Annotated in this window: 20 protein-coding genes; 6 read left to right on the top strand and 14 right to left on the bottom strand. The window is 48.2% G+C overall.

Annotation, left to right across the window (positions count from 1 at the left end):
- Positions 1–116 precede the first annotated feature (116 nt).
- A complete protein-coding gene (locus EXIG_RS16250) occupies positions 117–911 on the top strand; it encodes an NUDIX domain-containing protein (protein WP_012369195.1) in 795 nt (264 codons plus the stop codon).
- Positions 912–962: 51 nt separating this feature from the next.
- On the opposite strand, the gene EXIG_RS01650 is transcribed toward EXIG_RS16250, so the two are convergent.
- Positions 963–1,817: a VOC family protein gene (locus EXIG_RS01650; RefSeq protein WP_012369194.1), complete on the bottom strand. Its 855-nt coding sequence runs from the start codon at positions 1,815–1,817 to the stop codon at positions 963–965.
- A gap of 120 nt (positions 1,818–1,937) precedes the next feature.
- Here EXIG_RS01650 and EXIG_RS01645 point away from each other — a divergent pair, with 120 nt between their 5' ends.
- Together EXIG_RS01645 and EXIG_RS01640 are read left to right on the top strand one after the other, a co-directional pair.
- Positions 1,938–2,318: a winged helix-turn-helix transcriptional regulator gene (locus EXIG_RS01645; protein ID WP_012369193.1), complete on the top strand. Its 381-nt coding sequence runs from the start codon at positions 1,938–1,940 to the stop codon at positions 2,316–2,318.
- 80 nt (positions 2,319–2,398) lie between these two features.
- On the top strand, positions 2,399–3,169 hold the full coding sequence (locus tag EXIG_RS01640; RefSeq protein WP_012369192.1) for a nucleotidyltransferase domain-containing protein: 771 nt from the start codon (positions 2,399–2,401) through the stop codon (positions 3,167–3,169).
- A gap of 273 nt (positions 3,170–3,442) precedes the next feature.
- Here the strand turns inward: EXIG_RS01640 and EXIG_RS01635 are convergent, their stop codons facing one another.
- Both EXIG_RS01635 and EXIG_RS01630 read right to left on the bottom strand, forming a co-directional pair.
- Positions 3,443–4,372 (bottom strand): NADP-dependent oxidoreductase, encoded by a 930-nt coding sequence (locus tag EXIG_RS01635; RefSeq protein ID WP_012369191.1) that lies wholly within the window; start codon positions 4,370–4,372, stop codon positions 3,443–3,445.
- 101 nt (positions 4,373–4,473) lie between these two features.
- Positions 4,474–5,946 carry a methyl-accepting chemotaxis protein gene (locus EXIG_RS01630; protein ID WP_012369190.1) on the bottom strand — a complete coding sequence of 491 codons (1,473 nt, stop codon included), beginning with the start codon at positions 5,944–5,946 and terminating at the stop codon, positions 4,474–4,476.
- 148 nt (positions 5,947–6,094) lie between these two features.
- On the opposite strand from EXIG_RS01630, the gene crcB (EXIG_RS01625) reads away from it, so the two are divergent.
- The gene (crcB, locus tag EXIG_RS01625; protein ID WP_012369189.1) at positions 6,095–6,496 is read left to right on the top strand and encodes a fluoride efflux transporter CrcB; all 402 of its coding nucleotides are present in this window, start codon (positions 6,095–6,097) and stop codon (positions 6,494–6,496) included.
- A complete protein-coding gene (gene crcB / locus EXIG_RS01620) occupies positions 6,493–6,840 on the top strand; it encodes a fluoride efflux transporter CrcB (RefSeq protein WP_012369188.1) in 348 nt (115 codons plus the stop codon). The genes crcB (EXIG_RS01625) and crcB (EXIG_RS01620) overlap by 4 nt, the downstream gene beginning before the upstream one ends.
- A 66-nt stretch (positions 6,841–6,906) precedes the next feature.
- Here the strand turns inward: crcB (EXIG_RS01620) and EXIG_RS01615 are convergent, their stop codons facing one another.
- The 6 genes from EXIG_RS01615 to EXIG_RS01590 form a co-directional block, all read right to left on the bottom strand.
- A complete protein-coding gene (locus EXIG_RS01615; protein WP_012369187.1) occupies positions 6,907–7,761 on the bottom strand; it encodes a DegV family protein in 855 nt (284 codons plus the stop codon).
- 71 nt (positions 7,762–7,832) lie between these two features.
- Positions 7,833–8,861, bottom strand: a complete 1,029-nt coding sequence (locus tag EXIG_RS01610) for an aldose epimerase family protein (protein ID WP_012369186.1) — start codon at positions 8,859–8,861, stop codon at positions 7,833–7,835.
- Positions 8,862–8,963: 102 nt separating this feature from the next.
- The gene (locus EXIG_RS01605; RefSeq protein ID WP_012369185.1) at positions 8,964–10,646 is read right to left on the bottom strand and encodes a LytS/YhcK type 5TM receptor domain-containing protein; all 1,683 of its coding nucleotides are present in this window, start codon (positions 10,644–10,646) and stop codon (positions 8,964–8,966) included.
- Positions 10,647–10,825: 179 nt separating this feature from the next.
- On the bottom strand, positions 10,826–12,139 hold the full coding sequence (locus EXIG_RS01600) for a hemolysin family protein (protein WP_012369184.1): 1,314 nt from the start codon (positions 12,137–12,139) through the stop codon (positions 10,826–10,828).
- Positions 12,140–12,173: 34 nt separating this feature from the next.
- Positions 12,174–12,551, bottom strand: a complete 378-nt coding sequence (locus tag EXIG_RS01595) for a MerR family transcriptional regulator (protein WP_234944558.1) — start codon at positions 12,549–12,551, stop codon at positions 12,174–12,176.
- A 158-nt stretch (positions 12,552–12,709) separates the two neighbouring features.
- Positions 12,710–14,842: a (Fe-S)-binding protein gene (locus EXIG_RS01590; protein WP_012369182.1), complete on the bottom strand. Its 2,133-nt coding sequence runs from the start codon at positions 14,840–14,842 to the stop codon at positions 12,710–12,712.
- Between the two features lie 202 nt (positions 14,843–15,044).
- Here EXIG_RS01590 and EXIG_RS01585 point away from each other — a divergent pair, with 202 nt between their 5' ends.
- Complete coding sequence (locus EXIG_RS01585) at positions 15,045–15,389, top strand: hypothetical protein (RefSeq protein WP_012369181.1); 345 nt, start codon at positions 15,045–15,047, stop codon at positions 15,387–15,389.
- A gap of 154 nt (positions 15,390–15,543) precedes the next feature.
- On the opposite strand, the gene EXIG_RS01580 is transcribed toward EXIG_RS01585, so the two are convergent.
- From EXIG_RS01580 to EXIG_RS01560, 5 genes are all read right to left on the bottom strand, one after another.
- Complete coding sequence (locus tag EXIG_RS01580; RefSeq protein ID WP_012369180.1) at positions 15,544–16,587, bottom strand: zinc-binding dehydrogenase; 1,044 nt, start codon at positions 16,585–16,587, stop codon at positions 15,544–15,546.
- A gap of 43 nt (positions 16,588–16,630) precedes the next feature.
- Positions 16,631–17,071 (bottom strand): NUDIX domain-containing protein, encoded by a 441-nt coding sequence (locus tag EXIG_RS01575; RefSeq protein WP_012369179.1) that lies wholly within the window; start codon positions 17,069–17,071, stop codon positions 16,631–16,633.
- An 80-nt stretch (positions 17,072–17,151) separates the two neighbouring features.
- Entirely contained in the window at positions 17,152–17,571 is a 420-nt protein-coding gene (locus tag EXIG_RS01570; protein WP_012369178.1) for a hypothetical protein, read from the bottom strand.
- Positions 17,561–18,076: a YwiB family protein gene (locus tag EXIG_RS01565; protein ID WP_012369177.1), complete on the bottom strand. Its 516-nt coding sequence runs from the start codon at positions 18,074–18,076 to the stop codon at positions 17,561–17,563. The genes EXIG_RS01570 and EXIG_RS01565 overlap by 11 nt, the downstream gene beginning before the upstream one ends.
- Before the next feature lie 20 nt (positions 18,077–18,096).
- Positions 18,097–19,797: a glycoside hydrolase family 13 protein gene (locus EXIG_RS01560; RefSeq protein WP_012369176.1), complete on the bottom strand. Its 1,701-nt coding sequence runs from the start codon at positions 19,795–19,797 to the stop codon at positions 18,097–18,099.
- Positions 19,798–19,951: the final 154 nt, after the last annotated feature.

Below are 19,951 nucleotides of genomic sequence, written 5' to 3'. Positions count from 1 at the left end.
GTTTTTCTTTTCTCGCAAAATGTATGTCGAATTGGAGGAACAGGCAGGGATATGCCACCTGATGCGAGAAGGTAGTCAAGGAACCTAACTGCTTAAAAGATAGAGGAGGAATTTCCATGTTACATCGCCGGAAGACCTACACAATCCGCCCGGAACGACTGCAGGAATTTACCGAGTTCTTTCACACGTATCTCTACCCTTTACAAATCAGCCACGGCGCCCGCCTTGTCGGTCGTTGGGTGAATGAAGCAGAAGATGAAGTCATCGCCATCTGGGAATACCGTGATCGCGAACATTACGAACAAGTCGACCGGGACGTCCGTGGCAGTACGTTACGCCGCGAAGCCATGAAAAAACGCGCCCGTCTCGGAAAAAACCTTTATATTAAATCAACGGAAGATTTTTTGACAGCAACCGGCGTCTATGCTCCGCCACGCGCCATCGTCAGTGTCACCGCTTATATTACAAATGAAGCCGGCGAAGTCCTGCTCGTCCGCAATCTCCATCGTGGTGACACGTATGAAATGCCGGGCGGCCAGGTCGAGAACCATGAATCGATTCTCGATGCTGTTAAACGGGAAGTCAAAGAAGAAACTGGAGCGGATGTCACGATTGAAGGCATTACCGGTATTTATCAAAACGTCTCAAGCCACGTCCTGTGTGTCGCCTTCCGCGGTACGTATACCGGCGGAGAACTCCGTCCGCAAGAAGGGGAAACGGCAGAAGTCGGTTTCTTCGACTTGAACCGGGAGAACATCGACACGTATATCAAACGGGAACACTTCCAGTTGCGGACGCTTGACGCGATGGATCCGCATTACTTCCCGCATGCCCTTTATAAAGTCCGTCCTTACGAACTGATCAGCCGTTATGACGGCAATGCCCCATCAGCTTTATCCGGTCAAAATTAAAAGACGTCAAAAAAGCGATTTCGTTATCGAAATCGCTTTTTTCTATGGTGATTATCCTTTAGAGAGTAAACGGGCGGTAATGCCGGCATCATCCGTGACGTAGACTGCATCCTCTTGCCGGTTGACTTCGTAAGGAGATTGTTCGAGTGCTGCGACTGCCGTTTCACGCGAAGCCGCGTCTGGATAAATTAACGTCCAGTATTTTAAGCCAACCGCATCAGCCGGTGTTTTCGGTGCATCAACCCCTGACCAGACGTTCGTTCCGATATGGTGGTGGTAGCCGCCGGCAGCAAGGAACAATGCACGCATCCGGGAAGCATCCGCTGCGACATCAAATCCGAGTGTCTCCACATAAAACTTCCGCGCTGCTTCAAGTGACTTCACATGGAAATGGACATGTCCCATGACGGTCTCTGCCGGCATGCCGTACCAGTCTTCCTCTCCCGCCTCGACGAGCATACTTTGCCAGTCGACCGGATCCGTCGTCATTTTGACGTCTCCATTTGCTTCATACGTCCATGTATCACGCGGACGATCGGCATAAATCTCAATCCCGTTTCCGTCCGGATCTGATAAATAAAACGCTTCGCTGACGAGATGATCCCCTTGCCCGAGTTCAATTCCTTGGGCAATCAAGTTACGAATGACGAATCCGAGTTCTTTCCGGTTCGGTAATAAAATCGCGAAATGATACAGACCCGCCACTGAATTTTTCGGGAGTTGTTTTGCCGTACTGTGTTGCTCCAGAATGACGAGCGGTGTCGTCTTCGCACCAAGTGTTGCCGTCTGTTCGTCTTGTCTTAAAACCGTTAAGCCTAGTGCATCCCGGTAAAACGCAATCGATTGTTCCAGATTGGTAATCCGTAAGCTGACCGGTCCGAGTGTAATGTTTGGATTGATGTTCATTTTGCTTCCTCCTCATAAGTTCGCTTCGTATCTTCATTATCAATCAGAAGTGACAGGAACGGAAGTAGGCACAAAGAAGTGGTATAGTATCCTAAACGATACCATGAAGGAGGAACCGCCATGGAAGAGACACCAAGCTGCCGCGTCGAGACGGCACTCGAAATTCTGACCGGGAAATGGAAACCCTCGATTTTGCTCGAACTGATCACGCATGACACGCTCCGATTCAGTGAACTGAAACGGAATCTCCCGAACATCACGCAAAAAATGCTGACAGCCCAGCTTCGGGAACTCGAGCTGAACGATATCGTCCATCGCGAAATCTATCAGGTGGTCCCGCCGCGAGTTGAATACTCGCTGACGGATTACGGAAAAACATTGATTCCTGTTCTGAACGCTATCAATGCCTGGGGCGAAAAACACGTAGAACATTTGGCGCAGAAAGACATGCTTCAAGATACGACACCAACACTTGCTTCTAGTACCAGCGATTCATTTTGAACGAATCGCTCTTTTTAATGGAATAATCTCCCTTATTTCACGTATACTGACGGAATAGACTATATAAGGGAGCGAGCCCCATGCATCAACTTCATGCGATTGAACAGTTAGTAGCACGTTTACGGCAAGATCCGGCTGTCGAAGCGATTTTTTTGAAAGGTTCATTTGGACGCGGTGAAGAAGATGTCTATTCGGATATCGATCTTTACTGTTTAGTATCCGAAGAACGGATGGCGAAATTTCTAACCCGTCGACTGACGCATCTGTCCGTCTATCGCCCGATCATCTGGAAAGACGATATCTTCATTGTCGCACCGCAACTAATTGTCGTGTACGATGATCTCCTGCATGTCGACCTGTTTACGGTGACGCGCGAATCGTTGAACCATTCCGATACGATTCGTGTCTTGTATGATCCGAAAAGACAACTCGATGCGTACGTCGAGACTTCTTCTTTGGCACTCGGGACACAAGAAGCTGCGGATGAAGCGATTGATTCCGTCTGGTTTCTGTTCCAGTATCAAAAAGCAGCCGGTCGCGGGAATGGATTATGGGCGGTCGAGATGTTACGGAGTGCACTAATCAAATTTGCCAAAGTCCTGTTGCACCGGTATGTTCCTGACCGGGCGCAACTCGGTTTAAAAACGGTTCCTGACTATTTACCGGAATCTCCACGTCTACGTCTTGAAGCGATTTATAACGTCCTCGTCCCGGCAACGCATATCGAAGCGGCACGTCTCTACCGGGAATTCTTACAGGAAGAACGGTCGCACTTGCAACAGATGCTGATTAATCAACCGGACACGTTACAGTTACTCGACCGACTGTTGGCATCCGAACAGGTGTATTGAGACCATCAAAATCCAGCTTTATGCAAAAAGCCGATCCCTCTTCTTTTGAAAAAAAGGGATCGGCTTTCTTGTGTGATTTTCAATAGCTTGTTAGAGAAGCAGGCAAAACGAAGACTCCTACGGGAAAAGCGGAACCGGTGAGACCCCGCAAGTCGCGCATGCGACGAGGAGGCTCACGTTTCGCCCGAGGAAAGCGAAGTCTTGCCTGTGTATCTCATAGATTACGTAAGCTATTGACTTTCGTCTATTTGAGAGCGCGTTCTGTTTTCTTGCTCACTTCACTTTAATGACGATTTTCCCTTTCGCATGACCTTCTTCTCCGTAATCATGCGCTTCTTTAATTTGATCTAAATCAAAAATCCGATCGACAACCGGTTTCAACTCTCCCCGTTCCACTGCTTGAGCGATATGTTGCAGCCGCTCGCCTGTCGGTTGCATGAAGACATAGGCGACGCGTGCCTGTGCTTCCTTCGCCTGATCTTCGTCCGGTGGTGTTGAAATCGAGACGAGCATTCCGTTTGGTTTAAGCATCTGGTACAGCTTTGCTTGTCCGTCGCCGCCCATCGTATCAAACACAAAATCAAGATCACGGACACGATCTGCCGGATCTTCCTGTTTGTAATCGATGACTTCGTCTGCTCCGAGCGCTTTGACCCAGTCGACGTTTTTTGTGCTCGTCGAGGTGATGACATGCAGCCCGTGCGCTTTCGCGAGTTGAATCGCGACTGTTCCGACACCGCCTGAACCGGCACCGATAAAGATTTTATCCCCTGCTTTCGCGTCCATCACTTCAAACATGACCTGCCATGCCGTGTGGGCGACGAGCGGCAGTGATGCTGCCTCCTCAAACGTCAGCGCTTCCGGTTTCTTGACGACAAGATGGGCGTCGACGGCGACATATTCCGCATAAGTCCCTTGACGGGCAATATCCGGACGGCTGAACACTTCATCACCGACCTTCAAGTCTGTCACGTTCTCTCCGACTTCTTCGATGACACCGGAGACATCCCAACCAATGACGAGCGGCATATCGTAACTGAGCATTTCCTTTAAGTATCCTTCACGCAACTTCCAATCAACGGGATTAACACTTGCTGCATGCACCGCAATCAAGACGTCATCTGCTCCGACGATCGGACGGTCCAGTTCCCCCACTTTAAATTGTTCCGATCCACCGTACTGTTCAATATAGGCTGCTTTCATGTGATTTCCTCCTCTGATTGTTGTACCTCTTAGTTGTTCCCGTTCACCACTTGCGACAAACGAAAAAAGTGCACCGACTCTTAAGAATCGGTACACAGGTGTCAGGCATGGGCCGTCTGTTGAAGGGTTAATGCGGTCTCGTTTAGTGTATGAATCGCTTGCTGTAAATCACCAATTTGTTCGACTTGCGACCGCGTCAGACCGGACAGTTGATCACTGCTCGTCAGTAACAGATCCATGAAGGCGTCGAGTTGTCCGGTAGCCTGTGCGATATTCGAGAGACTATTTGTAATCGTCGCGAATTGCTGTTGCGCTCCGCTGATCGCCTGCACGGAATCATTGGAGTCTGCCGCAATCGTCTGCAACGCGATTTGACTCCGTTGCATCCGCGCTTCCTGCTCCCGCAGTAAATTGGTGCTGGCATCAATCGAATTACCGGTCTGCATGACATCACGATCAACCCGTTCGATGATCTGATTGATTTCCGTCGAAGCCGCTGCCGTCTGCGCGGACAAATTCCGGATTTCCTGGGCGACGACGGTGAACCCTTTACCGAATTCACCGGCACGTGCCGCTTCGATTGAGGCATTTAAGCTCAATAGATTGGTTTGTGTCGCAATCGCATTGATGCTCGAGGTGATGCTGACGATCTCTTTGAAGCGTCCGGCGAGCTGTCCAAAGGCGGTGACCGATTCATCCATACTTTCGGTTAATTGCTGTAACGACTCGCCGGCCTCGCTGATCGTAGCCTGGCTTTGCTCGGCCGTGACTTTTGATGACGAACTGAGGACAAGTGCCCGGTCGACGGCTGTCGCGACATCCGTCATCAACTCGACGTTATCGGTGTTCATCCGTTTGATCTGTCGGACGGATTGGGCATTTTTCGAAGAATTATCAGCCAACATCTGCATCGCCTGATCAATTTTCTCAAACGAGACTTTTGCCGTATCGACCGTTTCACTCATCTCTTCCGTGAACGTCGTGACATCCGTCGCGGTCGCCGCTGACTGACGAAGCGTCAGTTGAGACGTCTCCGCGTAATGTTCGGCTTTTTCTTGTTGACGTTTGACTTCCCGCATGACGTTTCGCCCAAATACGGCGACGAACGTCGCTGCCGAAAAGATCATCAAGTAGATAACGAAAGCGACGATCATGTCAAACGTGTTCGTAAAGACGATCGTTCCGAGCAGCGTAAAGAGAACCAGTTCAAACAATCCGAGGACACCTGCGAGCACGACCAGGTGCGGGATGAGATAGACAATCGAGATCGTCAGATAGAGATAGGCAATCGTCCAGATGCTTTGGGACGGTAAGGTGATAAGCACCAGTGCCAGGACAAGGTACGTCAAGACGATTTGAATGTATTTCCCACTTGGCTTTTCACCAAAAAACTGATTTCCGGCAAGCAACGCGATTGTTAATAACAGTCCACCGGCTAAAAATTGGTAAAAGACGCTCATCGGGACATAGCCGATTTGGGCAAAAATAAAAATCAAGGGATGGGCAACTGTGATCAATACAGGAATCAGACGAGAGAGTATTTTTGTACTCAATCGTTCAAGCGGTGAGACCATCTGCAAAACTCCTTCTATTAGATTCGTACACTTTTCTTATCGTCCAATTTTAAGATGACGTTTAGTCTCTATGAAAATTTTCATGACTTGACGCATGATTTCTGAAAAGCGTATGTTGAATACAAAAATGAGTGGAAGGGGGCTCCTTATGCTCTATCTATTAGTCGGGCTCGCCGGCATACTCGGCGCCTCTGCCCGGTATGGTCTTGGTCTTCTCATCGGAAATGTGGTGGTGGGTGCGTTCCCGTGGACGACGTTAACCATCAATTTAATCGGTTGCTTCGTATTAGGTTACGCGACACATTTTTTATTTAAGACGACCTTACTGCATCAGTATGCAATGACGGCACTCGGAACCGGTTTTGTCGGTTCCTTCACGACCTTCTCGACGTTCAGTGTCGAATCGGTTGAATTGTTGCGGGCTGGTGTCTATAGTTATGCGTTCGCCTATATCAGTCTCAGTTTGTTTGGGGGCTTATTGTTGTCTTACGTTGGTTATCTACTTGGAACACGCCGGTTACGCCGCTTTCAAAAGGAGGAGGTCTCATGAATTTCCTCGCGCTTGCGACCGGTGCCTTTTTTGGGGCAATCAGCCGCTTCGCCTTAAGCCAATGGACCAAAACGGTTTGGAAAAAGGATTTTCCGCTGGCGACCTTCATCATCAATGTGCTCGGTTCGTTTTTACTCGGTCTTGTCATCGGCTCCCACCTCGATTCGACCTGGACGTTGTTGCTCGGGACAGGATTTCTCGGCTCATTTACGACGTTTTCGACCTTTAAGCTGGAAACGTTACAGCTCATCCAGAATCAAAATCGAAAGACACTGGTTTTGTATCTCGGACTCAGTTACCTCTGCGGAATTGGTGCCGCTTTTTTAGGAATTATTCTTGCCTGAAATACAAGAAAAAAACCAGAATCTGTTCCCTGTCTCAAGGAATCGATTCTGGTTTTTCATTGTTTTTTAGTCATTCAGCCAGAACAAGCCGACTGTTTCTGCTCCGGCGTGTGTTCCGATTGCCGGACCGAACGTGCCGTCGAGCACCGTCAGTTCCGGGAATTTTGCTGCGACTTGTGTCCGTAAATCGGCTGCCATCTCTGGTGCCATCGTCGTCGCGACATAAATCCGGTTTTTATAAAACGTATGCTGACGCATCGCTTCTTCGACCTGTTTGATGATTTCGATGTACGCCTTTTTCAGCGACCGCGCTTTTTTAAACGGGACGATTTTTCCCGCTTCATCCGTCGTGATGATTGGTTTGATGCTGAGCAGGTTAGCAAGGAACAAATCACCGGACGAGACACGTCCACCCCGGCGCATCGTCTCCATGTTCCCGACGATCATATAAAAATGTGTCTTCTTTGCCAATGCATGCAAGGCAGCCGTAATTTCCTCGACTGACTTGCCTTCTGCTTCAAGCGCCATTCCGATCCGGATGAATTCCTGCTGGTTCTCAAACGCCGTATGGGAATCGATGATATGGACCGGGAAGCTCGCTGCTTCCGCTGCTGAAGCGGAACTTTGGACTGTACTCGACAGACCGTTCGTACAGTGAACCGCAATCGCACAGTCGTATCCTTCTTCTTTCAAGCGTTCATACGTTCCAACGAATTCCCCGAAAATCGGTTGTGAGGTTTTGGCGACTAACTTCTTGTCTGCCTCAAGCGCCCGGAATAACCGTTCGACGGTAATCGTGTCTTCATTGTAGGCTGTCTCACCAAGTAAAATTTGAATTGGTACGACATTGACACCGATGGCTTCCGCTTCTTCCTTTTTGAAATAGGCCATACTATCGGTCACCCATGCTATTTTAGTCATTTTCCTATGCCTCCGTTAGATTCTTCTCGCTTTATCCTACCACATTCGCTTCGGATGTTAGCAAAAAAACGTTACTGCACTCGACTAAATTGGAAGGTTGTCCGCTTTTCATAGACCTCGCCTGCCCGCAAAACGACAGACGGAAAATCCGGTTGATTGATCGCGTCCGGCAATCCTTGTGTCTCAAGACAAATCCCGAGATAGGGTGTCGCCCGGCGCCCGGCGATTGTAAAGTCTCCTGCCAAATGATTTCCCGTATAGACGACGACACCCGGTTGATCGGTTTCCACACGTAAAATCCGGCCACTGACCGGTTCCTCTAAGACGATTTCTCCGCCTTCTTTCAGTAAAAACGGGTGGTCAACACCACTGCCGGCCTGGCGCAACGCTTCGTCACTCGCATGCGTCACTTCATACAGAGAACGCGCTTTGCGGAAGTCAAAGACGGTCTCGTTGACGGATAAAATCTCGCCCGTCGGAACCGACTCTTCATTTAGCGGTACGTAAAACGGTGCATCCATCCGGAGACGATGTTGCTCAATCGTCGTTTTCGCATTTCCTGTCAAATTAAAATACGTATGATTCGTCGGACTGAATGGTGTCGATGCCGTCGTCGTCGCGTGATACGTCAAAATCAGTACATCTTCGTCCGTCCAGTCAATCGTCAACCGGACATCCAGTTGACCCGGATAGCCGTTTTCTCCATCCGGACTCGTCAAGAGCAGATGTAACAGCTCACCGTCGATTTCATAATCAAAAAAACGATTCGACCAGTTGACGCTCCCTCCATGAAGGTGATGCTCTCCTTCGTTTTGCTCCAGGATATAGTTCATCCCTTCTAATGCAAACGCTCCGTTGGCGATCCGCCCGCCGACCCGTCCGATTGTTGCCCCTAAATGGTGGGGATCTTCTAAATATTCTTCCATATCATCAAAGGCTAAGACGACATTCTCAATTGTCCCGTGTTGATCCGGAACACGGATTGCCGTGATTTTCCCGCCCAAATTGAGTAATTCCACGCTGTGTCCGTTACGATTCATCAATGTAAAAGCGATGATCGGCTGCTCGCCGGAAAAACCGACTTCTTTTGTTGTAATCATGCGCTTATCCTCCTGTATCGATCTACTCTTGCTTTCATTTTTACCCAGGATTGGCTAAAAAAAAACAATCGTTCGATTCCGGTAATCCGAATCGAACGATTGTTACATCTGATCGGTCGTAAGGGGCAACGTCAGTTTCAGGCGTGTTCCACCCGGTCGGGAATAAATCGTACACCCCGCCTGCTCACCGTATCGCCGGTGAAGAGCACGTCGTAATAAAAACAAATTACTCGTTTGCGTCTTTTTATCCTGCTCCCAGCGTTTTAAGAATTCGGCCGGTATGCCGACTCCGTTGTCCGACACTTCAAGCACCCAGTGTGTCTCTTCCTGAAATGCCCGGACATCAATCCGGTGATACGGACCGCTTTGGGGAAAGGCATGGCGTAACGCATTATCGACAAGCTGTGTCACGAGCAACGGAAAGACAAAATGTTCTTCAACGGCCGTTTCGATATCTAAATCAATCGTGACCGCAGCCGGTGTCAATGGATGATGCCGGCGGATTCCTTCCAGCGACAAGTAAGATTTTAAGGTCAGTAATTCTTCACGTAAGGGATACATGTCGAGTCGTCGTGCTGTCGTAAGCAGTTGTCGCAAAGCTCCGAGCTGTTGTTTGACCGGGGTATCCGGATCAGCCGTCTGATGGATTTCATCGACGATCCCGAGGAGGTAGTTCGGACTCAGGATCGGTTTAATACTGGTGTTCGGAAATTGATTCAGTTGTTCCTCTTGGTGAACGACAAGTTCGCGTGCCAAAAGATCCACCAACTGTTCCATCGTTCGCTCCATCGTATCATCGAACAGATGGACCGGAAACCAACAGACAATGCCAGCTTTCTTCCCCTCGACCTGTAAAGGATGAAACGAGATGATTTGACGCGTCAGCTCATCTTCCGACCGGTAAACGGCAGCCGTCTCCACCCATTCCAAAATCGTCTGATGCTGGAATAAATCCGCTGTATCGTGTCCCGTCCGGACATCGGCCAAAATCCCATCCGGTCCAAGTAAAACGACACGGTTGATTTTCGTTTCTTCCAAGATTGTCGATCCGATTTTCCGGGCGACATCAACCGTCATGCCACTTTTACGCAACGGACGAATCGCATCCAATAAACGATAGGAACGTGCGGATTCGCGAACGAACAATTCATTCTCAATTTTCAACTGCGTCCGTAAGATCGCAATGAAGACACTGATTCCGACTGCATTCGTAAACAACATCGGAAAGACGGCTTGACGTGTCAATTCCAGTACAAGGGCTTGGTCCGGCGCCAACATCAATGCTACACCAATGTCGAGGATGACAGCAGTTAAGACGATACCAATCGGTTGGAGCAAGGAATAACCGTCTTTCCTGCGCCACTGGCGGCTGTACAGTCCACTCAACAATCCGGTTCCGACCGCAATGATCCAGGCCGATTCCGCACCGAATGCACCGAGATAGTAGCGGTGAAATCCGACGAGTACTCCGGTCAGACCGCCGATGAGCGGACCACCGAGCAGACCGCTCGTGACGATGATCGTCAACCGCGTATCGATAACCCACTGTTCCGGTGAAACGGCTAATCCGATCAACGGATCAATCGTTTCGTCCGTCGAAAGACCGATTCCGGCATAGTTCATCAGAATACCCGATACGACAAACACACCCAGCAAAATAAAACGATGACTGCGGCGCGATGACGTTTGAAACAAATGGCGTGATATCCGCCATTGCGACAATAAAAAAGCCAATAAGGCTAACATGCCTAAACGGCTGAGTAAAAACGGGATTTGCTCAAGCACTGGACGTCTCCCTTCTCAAAAAAAAATAATCTCTCGTCTCTTTACTCTTTCCCGCTTCCTCCCTCGTTTCCCTACTACGATTTGTCTTCTTTACACAATCAGTCGGATTTTCAATTTTTGACTGATGACTTGTCCTAAAAAAAAAAGCACCTTTCGTACAGGACGAAAGATGCTGTCGGTTATTCCGCTTGTTCAAGCGGATGTAACCATAATTTGATCTGATTGATTTGATAGTTCTCCATCTCGATCACTTCGACCGAGAAGGCTTCCGTATCAATGTGTTCTCCCGGTTGCAGGTCGATGTTATGCATTTGGATCCAACCGCCGATCGTATCGACGTCTTCGTCGTTCGTAAACGTCATACCGAACCGGGCTTCGAGATCTTCAAGCAAAACGGTTCCCGCGACCAAATACTCATTGTTCGGCAACTCTTGAATTTCTTCGACTTCATCCGTATCAAACTCGTCCCGAATCTCACCGACGATTTCTTCGAGTAAGTCTTCCATCGCGACGATGCCGGCTGTTCCGCCATACTCATCAACGACGAGGACGATATGTGACCGCGTCTTTTTCATCTTCCGTAACGTGTCCTGGAGCGAAGTGACTTCCGAGACGACCGGTAAATCCTTCACGTAATGTGTGACCGGATGATGGTTTCCATTGGCGAAGTCCGTCAACATCTCCTTGACGTTGACATAACCGAGAATCCGGTCCTTATCATTTTCTTCCGTGACCGGATAACGGGTAAACGGATTATCCATGAATATTTCCATCAGCTCGTCTTTTGACAATCGTTCTGAGATCGTCGCCATTCGCATCCGTGGAACCATCAAATCTTTGACGATATGCTCGTCAAATGCAAAAACATTCTGCATCAGTGCGAGTTCCGTCTGATTGATTTCTCCGCTTTGAAAACTTTGTGCCATGATGATTTTCAATTCATCTTCTGAGTGGGCTTGTTCGTGACCAGCCGGTTTGACACCGAATAATCCAAGGAAAAAGCGGGCTGAACCATTGAGTAACCAAATGAACGGATACAGGATTTTCCCGAAGATATACAGGGGACGGGCAAACAATAAGGTCATTTTTTCCGCATATTGAATCGCTAACGTCTTCGGAGCAAGTTCTCCGATGACGACGTGTAGGAACGTCACGGAAACAAAGGCAATCCCGAATGACAACAAAGTCGAGACGGCAGCCGAGACGCCGAATTCATCAAACACCGGGTGCAGGATTTTTTCGACGGTCGGTTCACCGAGTGCACCAAGACCAAGTGCCGTTACCGTGATGCCAAGCTGACAGGCAGACAAGTAATAGTCCAGGTCCCCGGCAATCTTCTTCGCGAGGACGGCACTCTTATTTCCTTCCTGAATCATTTGATCCAGACGCGACATCCGTACCTTGACGACCGCAAACTCTGATCCAACAAAAAACGCGGTCAACACGATCAATAACACCACTAAAAATAAATTGATAAATAATATAGTATCCAAAATCCCCTAAACAGGGGTCACCTCCATTTTGTTGTTACAGCTGCGCAATCAGGGAAGCAATCAATGTCAGACGTTGAGACAGTTCGAGACGAATCTCCTGTTTCTCATAGTCGGTCGATTGCAATAAACGCTGTTCGAGACCGTTGACGCTTTCTTGAAGCTGCTGTACTTCTTGATAAATGGCATCACCCGTTTTGACTTCACGCTCGGTGAAGAAAGCAAGAATCTCTTGCAGGGAAAGCCGTTGTGTCTTTAAATACTCAATCTTTTGAATATGCTGGACGACATCTTCCGTATACAAACGATAACCAGCTGGTGTCCGCTCTGTTGTTAATAAACCGAGCGATGTATAGTAGTCGATGGTCCGTTTTGATAAGCCGGTGGCCTCCGCGACCTGACCGATTTTAAGCAACGCCTTCCCAAAGATCCTCACCTCCCTCTCATTAAATAATGCTTTTATCATACCACGGTTAAACCGTACACAACAACGTTATGCTTATTAGGCACCTTTAAAAAACGCCCCCTCTTTCTTAGAGGAGACGTTCCGTTTGCTCAAGCTATTTTTTAAACTTAGTTTGTTACCGCTTCCTTCATTGGTGTTCCGACGATTGACCGTTCGAGCAGTTCGACGACATCATAGGTCGCGACTTGCTCGTCGACCTCTTTCGCCTTCGTTCCGTCGCTGAGCATCGTCAGGCAGTACGGACAAGCTGATCCGATGACGGATGGTTGCACCGTCAACAACTGTTCGGTCCGTGCGACGTTGACCCGTGCGCCGACTTTTTCTTCCTGCCACATCATCCCACCGCCGGCTCCACAACACATTCCTTTTTCCCGGTTGCGTTCCGTTTCGACAAGCGTGATACCCGGAATTTTCTCTAAGATATAACGTGGTGCATCATAAATGTCATTGTAACGCCCGAGGTAACACGAATCATGGTAGACGACCCGTTCACTGACCTCATGAACCGGTTTAATCCGTTGATCATCAATCAACCGGGCGAGCAGCTCCGTATGGTGATACACTTCGACGTCCGGGCTGAGACCAAAGTCCGGGTACTCGTTTTTGAACGTATTGTACGCATGCGGATCAATCGTGACGATTTTTTTAACATCGTATTTCTCAAACGATTTGATGTTTGCTTCCGCGAGTTCTTGGAACAGAACTTCATTCCCGATGCGGCGTGGTGTATCACCGGAGTTTTTCTCATCATTTCCGAGAATCGCAAACGAGATGTCCGCTTCATTCAGGATCCGTGCAAACGCCATCGCGATTTTTTGACTGCGGCTGTCGTACGAGCCCATCGCGCCGACCCAGAAGAGGTACTCGAACTCTTCACCGGCTTTTTTCTTTTCTTTTGCAGTCGGGACGACCAGCTCTTCGCGCGTTTTGCGCCAGTTTTCGCGTTCTTTCCGGTTCATCCCCCATGGATTCCCCTGGCGTTCGATGTTCGCCATCGTCCGCTGCATCTCGGGATCCATTTTCCCTTCCATCATCACAAGGTGACGACGGAGGTCGATGATTTTATCAACGTGTTCGTTCATGACCGGACATTGGTCTTCACAATTCCGGCATGTCGTGCAAGCCCAAATCTCTTCTTCAGTGATGACGTTACCGATCAACGAATCCGGAACGACATCCATCTGTCCGGCCGCAGCAAGTGACGCAATCTGATTTCCCTGTGACCCTTCAAAGGCAAACGCTGGTGCCCACGGAGATTTTTGGGTGATCGCCGCCGTCTTCATATTCAGGTGATCACGCAGTTTAACGATCAGGTCCATCGGTGACAGCATTTTTCCGGTTCCGCTGGCCGGACACATATTCGTACAGCGGCCGCATTCGACACAGGCATACAAGTCAACGAGTTGCTTTTGATTAAAATCTTCAATCCGGTTAACACCAAAGCTGAATTCTGCCTCGTCGTCTTCTGCTTCTTCCATGACTGACAGATCAATCGGTGCGAGGCGTCCGACTTTTGACGTCCGGCCGAGCCAGACGTTGGCTGTTCCTGCAATCAGGTGGGCGTGTTTGCCTTGCGGGATATAGACCATGAAGCTGAGTAAGAACAGTAAGTGCGCCCACCAGAAGAAGACAAACAATCCAAAGGCGACTTGTTGCGGTACCCAGCTGAATAAAAACGCAATCGCCGATGCCACCGGTTCACCGAACGTTGAATGATTTTCATAGACGAGGAAAAATCCGTTTCCAAATAGGACCGCGATCATTAATCCACCGATGAAAATCAAGGCCAGTCCGGCCATGAAATTTCGTTTTAGACGGACCAATTTTTCAACATAGCGGCGGTAGAATCCCCAAACGACCGCCACCAGAATGACGAGCATAACGATTTCCTGGAAAAATGTAAAAATCGGATACAGTGGACCGAGCGGGATGTGCGGGAAGCGTTGTCCGACTGCGAGCCCCTTCCAGATGAAATCAATCGCTCCAAATTGAACGAGTAAAAATCCGTAAAACATCATGACATGAATCGTCCCGCTTTTCTTGTCCTTCAGCAGTTTCTTTTGCCCAAAGACATTGACGAGAACCGCGTTCAGACGTTCTTTGTTCGTCAGCGTCCATTCCGCTTTTTTCCCCCGGCGAATCGCCTCGTACCGACTCTTGACAAGCGTCACGAATAAATAGCCCGCGTACCCTGCGACAAGCAGGAAGGCGATCCAGTTAATCAGTAAAAATGTCCCCATAAAACAAGCCCCTTTCCCCCTAAAGCCATTATTTGATATGAGTATAGCATATAATGAATGACTATTCATTCATTATTTTACTGTTTTTTCTTCTATCTTAATCATTGACTATACCTTACAAAAAAACCGTTTAAATTGAAAAATAAGTAGGTTAAAATTAAAAAGTTCTAATATATGTATATTTTATAGGAGGTAATTGGCTTTGAACGGAATTTTACAACATTCAAGCGGCTTAATTAAAGAAGTAAAAGCAGGATTCTCATGGACAACATTCTTTTTTGGATTCTTTCCAGCATTTTTCCGAGGCGATATTAAATGGGGATTGATTCAATTGATTGTCGGTATCGTCACTACACTTTTGACTGCCGGTTTCGGGGGATGGATTGTCAATATCGTCTTTTCTTTCTTATACAATAAAATTTACATCAATGATTTAATCGAAAAAGGCTATCGTCCGATTGACCATTCATTCCAACAAGCATTAAAACAACGTGGAATTCATGCAAAGTTGTTATCTGAAACTCCGACTTCACAATCAGCAGTGTAATACTCTTTCCTGTAACTATCTCTAAAAAATAAGGATGACGGATGCGTCACTCTTCATATTCAAAGAGGACACCGGATTTCAATTCCGGTGTCCTCTTTGAATTATCGAGAATTTATTCGCTTCCCAAGACTACTCCAGAAAAAAACTATATGCTTCAATCCGCCTTCAGTATCAACACGATTTTCCCGAGTTTGCCTGTCTCTTTAAAATACGACTGGGCTGCCGCCGCTTCCTCAAGCGGAAACGTCCGATCAATGACCGGTTCGAGTTTACCGTCAGCAATCGCTTCAAGCATCCGTCCGAACTCGTCACGCGTTCCAAGCACTGAGCCGTAAAATGTTAAGTGCTTCAGGTACAGCATCCGAAAATCGAGGTTCGTCTGTTGTCCGCCGGCAGAACCGGAAATACAGAATTTACCGCCGTTTTTCAGAACCACCAAAGCCGTCTTAAATAACGCATCCCCGACGACATCGAGTACGGCGTCAACTGGTCCGCTGTTAACAGCTAGGATGTCTTCTGTCAATTGATCGGAACGGTAAGACACGACGTATTTCGCCCCAAGACGCTTCAATTCCTGTTCGATCTTCATGTCGCCGACGACGGCAATCACAGTTGCTCCAAACACCCGCGAGGCGATTTGAACGTTCAACGAGCCGACACCGCCGCTTGCTCCGGTTACGAGGACGGTTTGTCCCGGCTGTAACTGGAGTTGTTCGTTCATATGCCATGCCGTCAAGCCACTGACGGAAAAAACAGCACTTTTGACGTAATCGTCAAGCGGCATGTCGTAACAGAGCGTTGCCGGCCAGACGACATACTCGGCATATCCCCCGTCATACTCCGATCCGATGAACGACATATCTTCACTGATGTGTTCCGTTCCATCGGCGCCACTTGAAGTAAACGGAAACAGGACGACATCTTGACCAACCCGGGAGGGATCAACACCGCTCCCGACTTCAATGATCCGGCCGCTGATATCGGAACCCGGGACACGGGGAAACTGAACGCCCTCCGGTTTCCAACCCGATTTGTCATCCGTTCCGTAGGCGCCTTCTCGCATCCAAATTTCTGTGTTGTTGATGCCGCATGCTTTCACTTCGACCAGGACTTCCCCAGCGCGCGGTGTCGGGACCGGACGTTCCACGACTTCGAGTTGCTCGACACCACCATATCCATTGACTTGAACAGCTTTCATCTCATCGCCTCCATCGCTTAACTTTTCTATCTCTTTTACCCGATTACCAGACCATCTGTTCATACAAATAATAAGATTTAGATGCTTTATTCAAATAATCCTGCAACGGTTCAAGCACATCACGATTCAGGAGATAGTCCCCCAACTGTTCGATCGGCACCCACTGACTGTCGACGACTTCTCGGTCAGGATCATTTGGTAACAATTCGCCTCTGATCGTACATTCAAAATAGGTAACGAGACTGTGGGCGTCAAACTGTTCGATGAAGTTTTCTGTCACGTATGCCAGTTCGAACGTCTCGACGGACAGTCCGGTTTCTTCTGCCATCTCCCGTTTTAAAGCGTCCGCCAGCGTCTCGCCAGCTTCAATCACACCACCCGGCAGACTCCACACCGCTCTTTCCCCATCCGCCTGATTTTTGACCAACAGCAACTGATCCCCCTGTCTGACAATCCCGACGACAATCCGGTATAACGTTCTCATGCTGATTCCCCCTTTGTCATGAACATCAAAAAAAGCAGCCCGTTCAAATATCCTTTGAATGGAACTGCTCTGGCACGTACTTATTCTAATCCAAGCGATTGCGGTAATTTAACGGCACGTGCATATGCTGTTTTGTAATCTTTTTTCGACACGGCCTGTTCGACTTCACGGAGCGCCGGATGATTTTCTTCTGAAAACGCCCCTAAAATCGTCAAGTAACGTTCGTAGACCGAATCATCTTCCTTGCGTGCATGAAGTAACGCTGTGTAGAGCATGACCGTATCTTCTCCGTACAAGACCGGTAAATCTTCGTTGATCAATAATAACGAATCAATCGCATCGGAATCGACTTTCGAATTGTATTCCGTCATGACCTGTTCTGCCAGTGCTTCGAGTTGATCGCGCCATTCATTGTATTTCGGCTCGTCATTCTCTAACCATTCAAACCAATCTTCTTCGAGCATCTGTTCCATTTCTTTTACGGTTTGTTCAAACGCCATGTGTTTCACTCCGTTCCCAAGTTAATTCAATCGTATACAGACCGACCGGCTGATGATTCATCATCAGATCGTATTGGAATTGCATACGTTGTTCTGTCATTTCAATCGTTGCCGTTTCCGTCTCCATCACCATCTGACCAAACTGACTCTCATAACCACTTTTGGTTTTTTGACCCAAAATGAAGACATGGTGCATTGAGACCGGACCTTTCCGGTTCAGGGCAACTTGATCGTGCGACCACTTGATGGTCGTATCAATCGGTTGTTCATCTTCTTGCATGAACTTCAGGGCAAACCCGTCTTTTGTTTCAAACAAAGTCCCGTCTGCTTCTAATTCAACGGACTCCCGCATCGCGTCATCCTGAATCGATGTCACTTGTCGCAGGCGGACCGGATAACGTACTGGTTTCACTTCTATCACCTCATCGTCTAGCGTACACGATTTTCTTCTGTCCTGCATCTTCTTGATTTCTTTTTTAGCGACAGCAAAAGCTGGATTCGGCATCTGCCAAATCCAGCCTTGTTTTAACGTACGCGGTACAGGCGTGCTTCAAAAGGTTGAAGCGTGAGTTCGGTTCCTTCATGATACGTTGTCTCATAGTTCGCAAGCATGATGTTATCCGAATGGAGGATGATGTCGGTGTCGACTTCCGCCACTTCGTCTTTCAGGTTCGTCACAATCAGGAACTGTTCGTTTCCGAGCGTCCGCGTGTAACCATAGACTTTTGTATCTTCCGGAAGAATGAGATCGTATTCTCCGTAAATCAACGTCTCTTCCATCTTCCGGATTTGAATCATCCGTTTATAGAAGTTCAGGATCGAATCCTCATCGGCTTGCTGCGCCGCCACGTTGATGTCGGCAAAGTTCGGATTGACACCGAACCATGGGGATTGTTCCGAGAAACCGCCGTTTTGTTCATTTGTCCACTGCATCGGTGTCCGGGAGTTATCACGCGACGAGTTCCAGATGACTTCCATGATCTCTTCATGTGTTTTCCCTGATGCCAGTTGCATGTTGTACATGTTTTTCGTCGCGACATCATCGTAGTCGGAGATATCCGGGAACTGGACGTTCGTCATCCCGATTTCTTGTCCTTGATAGATGAACGGTGTTCCTTGCATGAAGAAATACATCATCGCAAGTGACTTCGCGCTTTGTTTCCAGTATTGTCCTTCATCACCCCAAAGGGAGACGGAGCGGACCTTATCGTGGTTTTCAAGATACAGTGCGTTCCAGCCTGTTTCTTCAAGTCCTTTTTGCCATTTCGTCAAAACTTGTTTCAGTTTGACAACGTCGACGCCTTTTTCCGCGTCAGCCCGCCACAGGTCCATGTGTTCAAACTGGAAGACCATGTTCATCTTACCGTTTTCTTCTCCGACCCAAAGATCGGCTTCTTCAGGCGTTACACCGTTCGCTTCACCGACTGTCATGATGTCGTATTTTGAGAACGTCTCGTTTTTCAATTCTTCAAGGTATTCGTGGATTCCTTCGACATTCATGTGCATCTCAAACGATGGCACATGCGGCATCCCGAGTGGATTCGGAAGATCCGCGTACGATTGATCTTTGTTAATGTGGCTGATGGCATCGATCCGGAATCCGTCGACCCCTTTATCGAGCCACCAGTTGATCATCGTATAGACGGCCTGACGCATGTCTTTATTACGCCAGTTCAAGTCCGGCTGACGGCGTGAGAAAACGTGGAGGAAGTATTGTTCCGTTTTTTCGTCGTATTCCCAAGCCGATCCTCCGAAAATACTTTCCCAGTTGTTCGGTTCGCCACCGTTGACGGCATCTTTCCAGATGTACCAATCCCGTTTGTCGTTGTCTTTTGACGAACGGGATTCGAGGAACCACGGGTGTTCATCCGACGTGTGGTTGACGACCAAATCGAGTAATACTTTAATGTCACGTTTATGTGCTTCTTCCATTAATAAATCAAAATCGGCCATCGTTCCGAATTCGTCCATGATGTCTTCATAATCACTGATGTCATATCCGTTGTCATCATTCGGTGATTTAAACATTGGGCAAATCCATAATACATCGACTCCGAGATCTTTTAGATAATCCAACTTGGCAATGATACCCGGGATATCGCCGATTCCATCATTGTTTGCATCATAAAAGCTGCGCGGATAGATTTGGTAAGCAACGGCTTCTTTCCACCAAGCTCGTGTAAGTGTTTTTTGTGCCGTTTCCGGACGCGGTATCATTTGTGTCATTATGGATAAATCCTCTCGTATTTCAGTCTTTGTTGTCCGTTTTTTTATAGTAATTCTCGATGTTTTATATCGTTTCTCGGTAGATTTCATTTAAGCGCAACCGATTGCGCAATTACCCTATATTCATCTTATCAAACCTAGTTGGAATGTCAAT

This window comes from Exiguobacterium artemiae 255-15 (genome assembly GCF_000019905.1).
GTDB lineage: Bacteria > Bacillota > Bacilli > Exiguobacteriales > Exiguobacteriaceae > Exiguobacterium_A > Exiguobacterium_A artemiae.
The sequence above is the reverse complement of the archived record's forward strand: the minus strand, read 5'-3'. Positions and strand labels throughout refer to the sequence as shown.